Origin of the sequence: Thermotoga sp. SG1, from assembly GCF_002865985.1 — a bacterium.
In the GTDB taxonomy this organism is placed as follows: domain Bacteria; phylum Thermotogota; class Thermotogae; order Thermotogales; family Thermotogaceae; genus Thermotoga.
Genome location: NZ_LNDD01000001.1, coordinates 37,407 through 50,124, shown reverse-complemented (window position 1 = coordinate 50,124; position 12,718 = coordinate 37,407). Strand labels below are relative to the sequence as shown.

At 43.8% G+C, this 12,718-nt stretch carries 10 protein-coding genes and 1 CRISPR repeat array; of the genes, 3 read left to right on the top strand and 7 right to left on the bottom strand.

Going from position 1 to position 12,718, the window contains the following annotated elements; translation table 11 throughout:
* Positions 1 to 64: 64 nt before the first annotated feature.
* From AS006_RS00250 to AS006_RS00240, 3 genes are all read right to left on the bottom strand, one after another.
* Positions 65 to 2,017, bottom strand: coding sequence for an anaerobic ribonucleoside-triphosphate reductase (locus AS006_RS00250; protein WP_101512389.1), 1,953 nt, complete (start codon positions 2,015 to 2,017; stop codon positions 65 to 67).
* Positions 1,989 to 2,534 carry an anaerobic ribonucleoside-triphosphate reductase activating protein gene (gene nrdG, locus AS006_RS00245; protein ID WP_101512388.1) on the bottom strand — a complete coding sequence of 182 codons (546 nt, stop codon included), beginning with the start codon at positions 2,532 to 2,534 and terminating at the stop codon, positions 1,989 to 1,991. Before nrdG ends, AS006_RS00250 begins: the two co-directional genes overlap by 29 nt.
* Positions 2,535 to 2,658: 124 nt before the next feature.
* Positions 2,659 to 3,159 (bottom strand): nitroreductase family protein, encoded by a 501-nt coding sequence (locus AS006_RS00240; protein WP_101512387.1) that lies wholly within the window; start codon positions 3,157 to 3,159, stop codon positions 2,659 to 2,661.
* Between the two features lie 27 nt (positions 3,160 to 3,186).
* On the opposite strand from AS006_RS00240, the gene AS006_RS00235 reads away from it, so the two are divergent.
* Positions 3,187 to 3,846, top strand: a complete 660-nt coding sequence (locus AS006_RS00235; RefSeq protein WP_101512386.1) for an endonuclease III domain-containing protein — start codon at positions 3,187 to 3,189, stop codon at positions 3,844 to 3,846.
* Here the strand turns inward: AS006_RS00235 and lpdA are convergent.
* The 4 genes from lpdA to AS006_RS00215 form a co-directional block, all read right to left on the bottom strand.
* Positions 3,823 to 5,169 (bottom strand): dihydrolipoyl dehydrogenase, encoded by a 1,347-nt coding sequence (lpdA, locus tag AS006_RS00230; RefSeq protein WP_101512385.1) that lies wholly within the window; start codon positions 5,167 to 5,169, stop codon positions 3,823 to 3,825. The two genes, AS006_RS00235 and lpdA, sit on opposite strands and share 24 nt — an antisense overlap.
* 45 nt (positions 5,170 to 5,214) lie before the next feature.
* The gene (locus tag AS006_RS00225; RefSeq protein ID WP_233185562.1) at positions 5,215 to 5,580 is read right to left on the bottom strand and encodes a carboxymuconolactone decarboxylase family protein; all 366 of its coding nucleotides are present in this window, start codon (positions 5,578 to 5,580) and stop codon (positions 5,215 to 5,217) included.
* Positions 5,577 to 6,908 carry an FAD-dependent oxidoreductase gene (locus AS006_RS00220; RefSeq protein ID WP_101512384.1) on the bottom strand — a complete coding sequence of 444 codons (1,332 nt, stop codon included), beginning with the start codon at positions 6,906 to 6,908 and terminating at the stop codon, positions 5,577 to 5,579. The genes AS006_RS00225 and AS006_RS00220 overlap by 4 nt, the downstream gene beginning before the upstream one ends.
* A 114-nt stretch (positions 6,909 to 7,022) precedes the next feature.
* Positions 7,023 to 7,988: an NAD(P)H-dependent glycerol-3-phosphate dehydrogenase gene (locus tag AS006_RS00215; protein ID WP_101512383.1), complete on the bottom strand. Its 966-nt coding sequence runs from the start codon at positions 7,986 to 7,988 to the stop codon at positions 7,023 to 7,025.
* 156 nt (positions 7,989 to 8,144) lie between these two features.
* Positions 8,145 to 9,700: a CRISPR direct-repeat array (repeat unit 30 nt; unit sequence GTTTCCATACCTCTAAGGAAGTATTGAAAC).
* A 664-nt stretch (positions 9,701 to 10,364) separates the two neighbouring features.
* Here AS006_RS00215 and AS006_RS00205 point away from each other — a divergent pair.
* Positions 10,365 to 11,585: a glycosyltransferase gene (locus tag AS006_RS00205; RefSeq protein ID WP_101512382.1), complete on the top strand. Its 1,221-nt coding sequence runs from the start codon at positions 10,365 to 10,367 to the stop codon at positions 11,583 to 11,585.
* Between the two features lie 4 nt (positions 11,586 to 11,589).
* On the top strand, positions 11,590 to 12,705 hold the full coding sequence (locus AS006_RS00200; RefSeq protein ID WP_101512381.1) for an ROK family transcriptional regulator: 1,116 nt from the start codon (positions 11,590 to 11,592) through the stop codon (positions 12,703 to 12,705).
* Positions 12,706 to 12,718: the final 13 nt, after the last annotated feature.

Below are 12,718 nucleotides of genomic sequence, written 5' to 3'. Positions count from 1 at the left end.
AGTTGAAACTAATTCTCAATAATTATTGTACCACAAAAATACCCCGCCGATGGCGGGGCGCACTTCACTTTCTCACGATCGTTGAACTGTAGAATTGTCTTCTGGGATATTCTATCTCTCTTCTTTCTTTGTTGAAGGCCGAGACAGGAACAAGATACCCAACGATCCTCACGTACTCATCTACCTTCTTTTTTCCACAGACGGGACATCTTTCTCCGTAGAACGCATGGTTGTGTTCGCAGACGCTGATCTTCGTGTTGAACGCAAAGTACATCACACCCATGTCGGCGATCATCTTCACCATGTTGAAGGATTCCTCTTCCGTTTTGAAAGGTTCTCCAAGGTTGATATGAAGGATCGCTCCGCCGCTGACCTTTCTGTCCCACATGCCAGAGTAGCGTATTCTGTTCAAAACATCGGTGTTTGCGGCAAGCGGTACCCATTGGTTGGAGTAAATCTCAAACGGTTGTTTTTCACCAAAGAGAAATCTATCTTTCTGTGCAAGTGTCACCGCGGCTTTCTCTGCCGGAACCTGTTCTATGTTGAAGGTGAAGCCGTATTCGCTGTACCCTTTTTCTGCCTCTTCTCTTATCAGATCGAGGACGGTGTTCACGAATCTTTCTCCTTCTTTCGTGTATTTGAGGCCGTCGACGTCTTCTGTTGTCAAACCCATGATAGTGGCGCTCTCCCACACACCGGTGATACCGATCGTTCCGTACTGCCTGCTCAAAAGCATGAGTTCGTTCTCGTAGAGAGGAAGAAGACCTTCTGATATTCTCTCTTTTATGATCTCCCTGATCGAAGCAAGTGACTTCTTGACAAGATCAACTCTTCGTTTCAGTATCTGAAGGAACCTGTCTTTGTCTCCTTTGCTTTCGAGAGCGATCCTTGGAAGGTTGATAGTGATGACTTTGAAAGATCCTATGTTCAGGTCTGAGCCACCGATGGAGTTCATTCTTCCCTTGAGTTTCTCATTTTCACTGGAGAGAGAAAATTTCTTCAGCGTCTGTGTGGAAGAGGTGAGTCTGCAGCAAGAGGCCACCGCGTCGATTGAGTCGGAGATGTACCAGTTCGTGTCTTGCCATTTCATGTTCACTCTGTTTATGAAACGGGCACTGTCTTCATCGAGGAACTTTCCATCTTTGTAGAGAAGGCTTGCAGTCAGAACCGGGAAGGTGAACATCTGACGTTCTCTTTCCTTTGACACCCACTCCCAATAGTGCTTTTGAAGTTTTATTATGTCCTCCACATGATCCGTGATCAGAGAGCCATCTGGGTATCTTTCACCTTCGAAGATGGCCTTTATGTAGTTTCTGTCAAGGTAGGTGAAGTTCGTGTATGGAGACTGTGTTGTTCTGATCGGCTGGTTCAGAGAGTAGGTGAGTATCTGGAAGTGCTGCTCGATGTACCAGTCCAGTTTGTCCTTTGGAATGATTTCCTCTTCAAGGTCTTTCTTGACGAAATACCACATCCACACGAAAAAGTCAGGAAGGCCAACCGCTCCTGAACTCTGATTCGAGGCGAACATGACAAACTGTATCACATGCTGAATAAACGTGGAAAGATGTTTTGCTGGCTCGGACTTTATCGTCTTTATGAAGGGAAGCCCCCTCTCCACGATCGGCTTCAAGGTGTAGGCAAAACAATAAGGCATGAGTGCTGCATGGTGCCTGTCGTGAAGGTATATGGCACCGTTTATCTGTGACTCTACGAACTCGTCTGCTACGCTTTTGCCGTACATCTCCTTCATCTTCTGCCAGATTCTGTAGAGTGAGTACAGGTAGGTGTGAGGTTTTGAGATCTCGATGAAATAAGTGCTGATGTTGGTAACCCTGACGTTTGCATTAGCGTCGATGGTGGATTCGATGATTCCTTGCTTTACGAAGTTTTCTGTGAATTTCACCACATCCAGTTGATCACCCAGGCCATCCATCTGGAACATCTCGTAGCCGTATCTGGAAAGGAGTTCCTTCAACAACTCTTCGAAATCACTTTCGAACGAATAACGAACTACCATGATGTTCCCTCCTCTTCACAGCACTGATCATCTTCTCAAAGGTTTCTCTGTTTACGTGAAGTTGATTTTGGGAAGCAGGAAAGCCTTCTCTGCGATAGGTGTGAAGGTATCTTCCCATGACAAATTCATCCACGTACTGAACGTATTTTAGAAGGTTCTCTTTCACGATGTCTTTTGGAAGTCTCCAGGTGAAAAGAACAACGACCAGTCTGTTCTTGAACTTTTCTTTGAAGGTCTTCGAAAGAAAAAGAGCATCCTCCCTGTTGTAAGGCGCAAGGGGCTCACCACCCAGAAGAACGAGTGCAACCTTTGGAAAGTACCTCAGAAGATCTGAGAGTTTCTCGTCGATGGTTTTCACCACATCTTCTGGATCTCTTTTGAATCTCTCAGAGAGGTACCACGTTTCCGGATTGTGGCACATGTGACACTTGGGCTTTGCATCACAACCTTGAAAGTAAACAGACACCCCGTAGAGATCTGGATGATCCCGGAGAGTACCGATTCTGTTTATGTACAAGGAAGATCCCCCTTTCGGCGGGTTCTGAGGAGATTATACCACAATATGTTGTGGTATTATGAGTTACATCTCAATAAATTGTTGATGGAGATTCTAAGATGGTGGCTCTTTTTGTTAATGTTTGTTACCATTTTTCGTAGTGGATCCTCTCGGGCTTGAACCTGTCCTCTAAGATGGGTTGCTCTGCAGGATATCCCATAGGAACGAGTGCAAAGGGGATCACATGATCCGGTATTCCAAGAAGTTTCTGGAAACTTTTCACCCTGTCTTCTCTCGGATACACACCGCACCACACAGCACCAAGGCCGAGTTCTGCCGCTCTCAAAAGGAGATTTTCCACCGCAGCAGAACAGTCCTGAACCCAGAACCCCTTGCACTTTTCAAGAGAGGGATCTCCGCAAACCAGAATGGCAACCGGTGCCTCCAGTATCATCTTTGCATGAGGATGTATCTCCGCCACTTTCTTCCTGGTCTCGGCATCTTTGATCACAACAAAGTGCCAGGGCTGCTGGTTGCAGGCAGAAGGTGCGTGCATGGCCGCCCTTATGACTTCTTTTACCAGTTCGTCTGGTACGTCCTTTTTCTGGTATTTTCTGATGCTCCTTCGTTTGTATACGATGCTCATAGAATCACCCCCGTTATAATTTTAAGTATGAAACTGGAAAAACTCTATGAGAAACTGAGATCGATCCACGGTTCGGTCGGTAAATGGTGGCCGGGAACACCCGAAGAAATCATGGTGACCGCCATTCTCACCCAGAACACAAACTGGAAAAACGTCGAGCGCGCAATGAAGAACATAGAAAAAACTCTCGGAAAGAACGATATTCTAAGAAAACTGTCCTCCCTCTCCACTGAAAGGATAGCACATCTCATAAAACCTGCGGGATTTTTCAACATAAAGGCTGAGAGATTGAAGACCCTGCTTGAGTTTTTGAAAGAATACAACTTCAACTTGGAACTTCTGAGAGAAATGCCTCTAGAGAATCTTCGAGAGTTGCTTTTAAAAATAAAAGGCATCGGCAAAGAAACAGCCGATGCCATACTGCTCTATGCCCTTGAGAAACCCATCTTCGTTGTCGACAGTTACACTAAAAGGCTTCTGTTGCGTATTTTCAACATCGAGTTGAAAGACTACGACGAAATACAGAAACTCTTCATGTCTTACTATCCGCCCGATGTTTTCCTCTATCAGGAACTGCACGGTCTCATAGTGGAACACGCCAAAAGATTCTGTAGCAAAAAACCAAAATGCGGAGAGTGTCCGTTGAATAAAGAGTGTTTTTATTCACAGATGAATGGGCTTTCCTGAGACTCCCTCCAGGGCTCCAAGGATCGTTTCGGTGAGTGTTGGATGGGGATGAATGGCCTTTTCGAGGTCTTCTGCCTTCATTTTGTATTTCACCGCTATGACCCCTTCCATGATCATATCCGTTGCCGATGGAGAAACGATGCTCATTCCAAGGACAACACCGTTTTTGTCGGCAACGACTTTGACGAACCCGATGTTTTCCAGCATCGTTCTTGCTCTACCGTTGGCAGACACGGGAAACTTGGAGATCACAACTTCTTCCGGATTCACATCTTTTTCCTTCAAACCAACTGAGGCCACTTCCGGTGAGGAGAATATTATGTTCGGAACTGCCGAGTAATCCATCTCTTCTTCCATCTCTGCTATGTTTTTTGCAGCAACTATTCCTTCGTACATGGCAACGTGTGCCAGCATGATCTCTCCGCGGATGTCCCCTATCGCGTAGACCCCCTCGATGTTCGTTCTCATTTTCCTGTCGGTCACAACACCTCTTTTTATTTCCACTCCGAGGGCCTTCACGTCCTCTGGAATGTTTGGCTTTCTTCCCACAGCAAGCAGAACCTTTTCTGCCTCCAGCGTCTCTCCCGTTTCCAGGGTTGCTTCAAAACCACTCTCTATTTTCTTCAGTGAAGTTATCTTTGCTTTTTCGAGGATTTTCACGCCATTTCGTTTTAGAGATTTTTTGACTTCTTCTGCCACGTCTACGTCTTCGTAGGGAAGAATGTGATCGGCAACCTCCACTACGATGACGTTCACTCCAAAACTGCTGAAGAACGTTGCAAACTCCACACCTATGACACCACCGCCCACTATCAGAAGAGACTTGGGAAATTCTTTCAGATTGAAAACATCATCGCTTGTCCAGACGTCTTCCACATCGAAGGGAGGAAAAACACTGGGAACAGAACCGTGTGCAAGAACAAGGTTCTTGGTCTCCAGTTTTGTCCCTGTTTCTTCAACAACGACGGTGTTTCTGTTTTCAATTACTCCTGTTCCCATGAACACGTCCACGTTGTTTTTCTTCATAAGATACTCTATTCCCTTTCTTGACATCAGAACGCTCTTTTCCACGTGCTTCATTATGGAGGGGACATCAAACTCCACACCGGAGATCTTCAATCCGTACTTTGAAGCCTTATCCTTTATTTCACTCATCAGGTGAGATACCGTGAGCATCGCTTTCGTTGGGATACACCCTTTGTTGGTGCACGTTCCACCAAGAGCCTCTTTTTCCACGAGTGCCACTTTCTTTCCAAACTGGGCGAGTTTTATGGCACAGACGTATCCTCCAGGACCACCACCGATAATTACGGCATCGTACATGCTTTTCCCTCCTGAGAAAACCCCTCTCGTGTGGGAGGGGTGAGGTTATTTTTCGAGAAATTCCAGAGCCACTTCGTAAGCCTTCAGGCCGTACATCAGGGCAGGACCTCCACCCATACAAACTGCCACCTTTATCGTGTCGAGGATTTCCTCTTCTGTTGTACCGACCCTCACGGCTGCTTCTGTATGCCATACGATGCAGGGTTCACATCTGACTGCTAGGGCAATGCCAAGAGAGATGAGTTCCTTTGTCTTCGTATCGAGTGCCTTTGGACTCTCTGCTACATGGACGTACTCTGCGAACTTTCCAATCTCAGGGGCTTTGCCTATAACTTCCTGGAGTTGTTTTCTGATCTGCTGAGTTTTTCCTTCGCTGCCATTTAAAACACCTCCCAATAAAAGATTTATCACAGGACCATTTCGGACGCCTTTGCGAGAGGATAAACCGTTGGGGCAGAGGTCAGAAGTGGATGAGTTCCTATCTGCATGGTGAACAGATCGTTCGCTGTGACTCCTTTCTGCATTCCAAGGCTGAGGATGTTCACGATCTCTCCAACGCTTTTTCCTCCACACACCTGTGCACCGAGCAATATCTTGCTGTCTTCTGAAAAGATCAGTTTCACGATAAGTTTGGTGGTGTCTTCGAACTTTCCGGGGTGTCTATCTGGTGCTTCTGCTTTTCCAACAACGATTTCAAAGCCTTCTTCCTTTGCGACCCTTTCAGTTATACCAACGGAGCCGAACGCCTTGTTTCCGATGACCGTTGAGTAGGCGTTCAGTGAGCCTTTGTTTGTTCTTATGACTTTCAGTCCGTAGAGGTTTGATGCGGCGATCCTTGCATCGAACACGGCGGCAGAAGCAAGCATGAGTCTGGAGGGTTTTCCAGTAAGAAAATCTCTGTGCTGCACACAATCTCCTGCGGCGAACACATCCGGTTTGGATGTTCTCATGTATTCGTCTGTTTCTATGAAGCCGTACTCTGTCACTTTCAGGTCCAGTTTCTTCGCAAGATCGGAATTGGGCCGGTATCCCGTTGCAAGTATGACAAAATCGGCCGGTATCGTTTCTCCGCTATCGAGCCTGACACCCTCTACTTTTCCTGATCCGTAGATTTCCGTTACTTTTCTTCCTGTCAGAACCTTCAGGTTTTCCGCTTCGATTTCTTTTCTTGCGATCTCACCGAAGTCGGGATCAAAGGACACAGGAAGCAAACTGTCCATGATCTCAACCAGTGTGACGTTCTTTCCGGATTTCTTCAACTCGTCTGCCACTTCGACTCCTATGAATCCGCCACCGATGATGATCACGTTCTTTGAGTTCCTTATCTTTTCGTGCAATAGTTTAAGGTAATTTTCATCCTTTGGCACAGTAAACACACCTTCCAGATCGACACCAGGAATGTTTGGAACATTCGGTACAGAACCGGTTGCGATGATCAGTTTTTCATAAGAGATCTCTTTTCCACTCTTTGTGAAGATTTTCTTTTCGTCAACGTTTCCATCAACAACTTCGTCTATCAGAAGGTCCACACCTGCGCTTCTGAAGCGCTCTTCAATACCCATGTAGTCATTCTCAACACCACCGAGTGTGTGGAATATGTAGGGAATCCCGCACGGGACCATTTCTTTTTCTGTTTTCTTCACAACGAGAACCTTTTTGTCTTTGTAGAACCTTCTGGTGGTGAACGCTGCCACGAGTCCTGCAGGTCCTCCACCGATAACAACCACATCGTATTTCATATTTTCACCTCCCATATAAAGAGAAAATTTTCACAATCAACCATAAAACATTATAAGGGTTTTCAAGTTAAATTTCAACATAAAAGGTAGAAATTTTTCTTGAAGTTCCTGGCATCAATCACTCCAAAATTCTTCTTTCAGGCTTCTTCCCATCAGATCTTTCATCGATTGAAAAGGAGATTTTCCTTCATAAATGACACGATACACTTCCTCCGAAATAGGCATCTCTATTTTTTCTTTTCTAGCCTCTTTCACCACAGCTTTCACTGTGAAGGCACCTTCTACAATTTGATGGGAACTTTCGAGAAGCTTTTGTGGATCGAATCCTTTTGCAATCAACTCACCAAACCGTCTGTTTCTACTGTATTTACTGTTACATGTAACCATAAGGTCTCCAATACCTGCAAGTCCCATGAAGGTTTTCTGATCTGCTCCAAAATGAATCCCAAATCTTGCTATCTCATAGATTCCTCGCGTTTCGAGGGCAGCCTTTGCATTGTCCCAACCGCCGAGTCCGTCGAGAATCCCTGAGGCTATCGCTATGACATTTTTCAGCGCGCCAGCAATTTCCACCCCCACGACGTCTTCACTGGTATAAACTCTGAAATATTCGTTCGAAATCCTCCTCTGAAGCTCTTTGGCATTCTCTCCAGCGAGTGTGACGGCTGTTGGAAGTTTTCTGGCAACCTCTTCAGCGTGGGAAGGTCCAGAAAGAACCGCGTAAGGACACCCTAAGATCTCTTCGACAATTTGAGAAACTCTTTTTCCTGATTCTATCTCAATTCCCTTGGAAAGATTCAACACCATGTATGGTTTCACAGAAAGTTTGTTAAGGTACTCTCTTACGTGTTGTACAGGTGTGGCAATAACCAGAATATCGCTACTTTTCAGTTCTTCAAGATCGTTCGTTGCTCGAACAGTGATTTTTAACCCTTCGAGATAGGGACTTGTATGATAATTGTTTATCAAATCCGCAATTTCTCTTCTTCTTGCCCACAACACCACTTCTTCGTTGTTTTCCTTCAACATCTGTGCAAAAACCGTTCCCCAACTCCCAGCACCGAGGATGAAAAATCTCATCTTATATCCCCCTTGAATGCTTTTTTCTCAAATTTTAGCAAATTAATGAAAAATGAGGGAACCATAAGGAGTATAGAAACATTGAAATGAAACCGAAAGAAAAGCGTTTACATGCATTATCGAAACACAGTGCAGCAAGCGAAAAAAAGGTGGGACTCTGTACTACTTCTAAGGAAGGATTGAAACATAGGCACATTTAATCAGCGTTTCAGAAAAGGAGAGTTTCCATACCTCTAAGGAAGTATTGAAACCATGCTCAACTCCCTTTCCCCGCAAAACGAACCCATGTTTCCATACCTCTAAGGAAGTATTGAAACCAAAAAGTTCATCGCGTGGGGGTGAGAACATGATTCCGTTTCCATACCTCTAAGGAAGTATTGAAACGATTGTGGGAAGGGGGGATGGTTAGATGGCTATTACAGTTTCCATACCTCTAAGGAAGTATTGAAACTTGACTGGAAGCCCCTTTCAATGTCACCGCAGGAATTGTTTCCATACCTCTAAGGAAGTATTGAAACAGGGCTTGCTCGAGGATTTGGATTCTGATCTCAGGGTTTCCATACCTCTAAGGAAGTATTGAAACCTTTCTCGACTGCTCAGATGCCGAGGACTATATCCTGTTTCCATACCTCTAAGGAAGTATTGAAACATGCCAAACTTATGCCGAACTACGCCGAAGCAGTAGGTTTCCATACCTCTAAGGAAGTATTGAAACTCATAGACACAAGCGGAAGTATCTCCGCCGGGGAGTGTTTCCATACCTCTAAGGAAGTATTGAAACAAGGAATCTTTGCTACTGGAAGTCACACAAGAGGACAGTTTCCATACCTCTAAGGAAGTATTGAAACTTGAGGATCCAGAGGAGGATACATATTATATAGACACGTTTCCATACCTCTAAGGAAGTATTGAAACGCAAATTTGCGCAGAAAATACCGCAGTGGACAACGGTGTTTCCATACCTCTAAGGAAGTATTGAAACGGTACCCGCTTTTTTTATTCTTGCCCCTTCTGTTTTTGTTTCCATACCTCTAAGGAAGTATTGAAACTCTACTTCTCTTTCTAACTGCTCTCTGGAGTATATGGTTTCCATACCTCTAAGGAAGTATTGAAACATCACCAGGTACAACAGGCAACCGGCGGGAAATATGAGTTTCCATACCTCTAAGGAAGTATTGAAACGTGTTCATACTCAACTCCAAATACGGTCACGACTGGTGTTTCCATACCTCTAAGGAAGTATTGAAACCTGTTGTGCAAGACCTTCAGCTTTTTGTTTGTCACCGTTTCCATACCTCTAAGGAAGTATTGAAACCAGAATACGAGGAGTATCAGATTGGGAAAGTACTATGTTTCCATACCTCTAAGGAAGTATTGAAACGGGGGACATCTGCCAAAAAATGTTCCCTCTTTGGGTTTCCATACCTCTAAGGAAGTATTGAAACTCCTCCCATTCTTCAAGCTCGGGGTATGCAAAAATGGTTTCCATACCTCTAAGGAAGTATTGAAACACTTGAGGAGGTAGTAGAATGGGTAGAAGAAGCAGAAGTTTCCATACCTCTAAGGAAGTATTGAAACTATAATGATCGTTCTTCGATCTTTTTGGAAGCGCAAGGTTTCCATACCTCTAAGGAAGTATTGAAACGTAGGTGGTGTTACCAAAACCCTCTTTCCATTAATGTGTTTCCATACCTCTAAGGAAGTATTGAAACCCATTGGATTTCAAAGAAATTATACCACAGAACATATCAGAAAGCAAGAGTATATAAGAAGATAGAGAGGGTGTTTCATCATAAGTGATTCTAACACACAGAAAGGGTCAGTCAAGTACTGTTTGGAAAAATGGAATAATTGCATAGTCAATGAAAAGCCTAAACCATAGCAAAAACAAAAGATAAATTACCCTAACCTAGGTCAGGCCATTTTGGGGTGTTTCAGGGGAAAATCAACTAGTTCTTGTTTTCACAAATTCTCGTAAAAAGGTCTACCTTAAAGTGTTAAAGGATAAGTATGTCGCTTCTTTATTTGTCGTCAAATCATAAGTTTATGTTCAAGTTATTTCTGAGTAGTTGTTTTCCTTTTTCGCTCATTATTCCTTTTTTATTGCATAGCTTCCGGTACCACAAAGGCGCATGAAATTTTTCGTTACCGGTAATTGCATACTCTGTATCTCCTTTCTAATGCTAAATACAAACATACCCTACTTTGTGAATGAATGGAACTTACCATGGTTTAGTGAATAAAACTATAATTTGTTATTCTTACAATATTTTGTCTAATACAGACAAGTAGAAATACCCTATTGAACTTTTTCTTCAGTGTGATATGATTAAATGTGTATTAATTCAGGTTACGAATAAATAAGGAGGAGTCGGTATGGATGTCAAACTGAGGGAAAGAAGTATAGAAGAATACAGGCCAATAATTCACAACGAAGTGGACACGATCAGAAAACTCGCAGAACCATTGAAAGGTATGAAGATACTCCACGTGAACGCAACGGCCTACGGAGGAGGAGTCGCTGAAATTCTCCACAACCTCGTTCCATTAATGAAATCGGTGGGTCTTGACGCTAAATGGAGAGTTATAGAAGCACCTGATGAGTTTTTCAACGTCACAAAGAAATTCCATAACACTTTGCAGGGTGCAGAGATAGAAATTTCAGACGAAGAATGGGACTTCTACGAGAAGGTTTGTCAAGAGAACATTGGTTTAATCCAAGATGAAGAAGTGATAGTGATACACGATCCTCAGCCCGCCGCAGTGAGAAAGTATGTAGATTCGAACGATAAAAAGTGGATCTGGAGGTGCCATATCGATCTTTCCACTCCAAACAAAAAGATCTGGGAGAGATTTTCCCATTATCTGAAAGGATACGACAAACTCGTGTTTCATCTGGAAGAATACTTTCCAGAAGACTGGAAAGAGAAAAGCATTGCTTTCCCACCGAGCATAGATCCACTGAGTGAAAAAAACCGCGATCTTGACGAAGATACGATAAAGAGTGTTCTTGAAAGATTGGAAATAGATTCAACAAGGCCACTGATCACAGTCGTTGCGCGTTTTGACCCTTGGAAAGATCTTTTCAGTGCTATAGATGTTTACAGGCTCGTGAAAAAGGAAATTCCCGAGGTTCAACTTGCTATAGTTTCCGCTATGGCAACGGATGATCCGGAGGGCTGGTTTTTCTACGAGAAAGTGCTTCGTTACGCAGGAATTGACGAAGATATAAAGTTCTGCACCAACTTGAAAGGGGTTGGAAACATAGAAGTGAACGCCATCCAAAGGGCTACAACTGTCGCATTACACACGGCAACAAGGGAAGGTTTCGGTCTTGTGATAAGTGAAGCACTTTACAAGAAGGTTCCGGTTGTTGCAAGACCTGTTGGAGGAGTTAAGATACAAGTGAAGCACGGAGAGAATGGTTATCTGGCATGGGAAAAAGAAAAGCTGGCAGAATATGTGATAAAGCTTATAAAAGATGAAGAGCTTCGAAAAAGAATGGGAGAAAACGGAAAGAAAACCGTCGTTGAGAACTTCATCATCACCGTGCATCTTAAGAATTACCTGAAAACTTTTCTGGACCTTCTGAGGTGAGAGTGTGCCCTCTCCTTTGCTTCGAAAAGAGAACAAGTTGAAGGTTATAAAACACATACTGGAAAGTGGAAAGGTTACCCGGAGCGATCTTTCGCAAGAACTGGGACTTGCCCACAGCACTTTGAGTTACATTATCGATGAGTTGAACGAAGAAAACTTTCTCTTAATCGAGGAAGTCAAATCAAAAAAAGGAAGACCTTATCAGATTTTGAGTGTAAATCCTGAAAGATTCAGTGTGATCGGAGTGAAAGTTGGTCGAGAGGAAGTGCGCGGTGTGCTCTTTGATGCATTCCTGAATCCTATTAGAGAGCATAGAGTAAGTATTCTCGCACCGATGAGAAACAACGAAGGTTACACGGAAGCACTCAGAGAAACGGTTGAGAATCTTTTCTCGGAGAATCTGCTTGGAATAGGTATTTGCTCTTCTGGACTTGTGAAGGATCAAGAGGTAGTCGTTTCTCATGTGATGAACGTGAGAAACTGGAGGCCAAAGGATGTTCTGGAAGATTTTGAAAGAGTAATTGTAATGAACGATGCTGACGCTTTGTGTCGTGAGATTTCTCAAAGAACAGATTCTGACTTTCTTCTCATAAGCTACGGAGTGGGAATAGGTGCAAGTCTTTTCAAAAACGGAAGGATCGAGCATCTGGAAATGGGCCACGTGATAGTATCATCCGACGGGAAATGTTATTGTGGACAGACAGGATGTCTGGAGTATCACTCGTCTGAGTACGCTGTCTTGAAGTCCTATCTTGGATCAGAGATTGATTTTGAGGATTTCATTTCGAACGAAGAGGAAAAATACAGATCCTTCATTGAAGAGATAAGAAAAAAGGCGAAGGAGAATTTTGAGTCGGTGAAGAAACACTACGAAGAAGCTTTCAAACATCTTTCTGTTGCTGTGGGCGATGTTCTCATGAGCACGGGTGTTTCTCAGGTTTTTCTTGTAGGAGAAGGTGCTGTGAGTGAAGACATGGCAAAGTTGCTAGAGAAAATGATTAAAGAGCGTTTCAATCGAGAGTTCATAGACGAAGTGGAATATCATTTGGCGAGCGCAAGCTGGATGCTCGGCGCGGCTCGGGCGGTTGTTGAGAGGTACCTTTCCGACATTTTGAAATGAAAACTCCCGGCAT

What these genes read in the sequence shown, in the direction of transcription:
- AS006_RS00220 (WP_101512384.1), bottom strand. Translation starts at nt 6,908, where the DNA reads ATGAAATACGATGTGGTTGTTATCGGTGGAGGACCTGCAGGACTCGTG.
- AS006_RS00215 (WP_101512383.1), bottom strand. Translation starts at nt 7,988, where the DNA reads ATGAGATTTTTCATCCTCGGTGCTGGGAGTTGGGGAACGGTTTTTGCA.
- lpdA (WP_101512385.1), bottom strand. Translation starts at nt 5,169, where the DNA reads ATGTACGATGCCGTAATTATCGGTGGTGGTCCTGGAGGATACGTCTGT.
- AS006_RS00250 (WP_101512389.1), bottom strand. Translation starts at nt 2,017, where the DNA reads ATGGTAGTTCGTTATTCGTTCGAAAGTGATTTCGAAGAGTTGTTGAAG.
- AS006_RS00235 (WP_101512386.1), top strand. Translation starts at nt 3,187, where the DNA reads ATGAAACTGGAAAAACTCTATGAGAAACTGAGATCGATCCACGGTTCG.
- AS006_RS00240 (WP_101512387.1), bottom strand. Translation starts at nt 3,159, where the DNA reads ATGAGCATCGTATACAAACGAAGGAGCATCAGAAAATACCAGAAAAAG.
- AS006_RS00205 (WP_101512382.1), top strand. Translation starts at nt 10,365, where the DNA reads ATGGATGTCAAACTGAGGGAAAGAAGTATAGAAGAATACAGGCCAATA.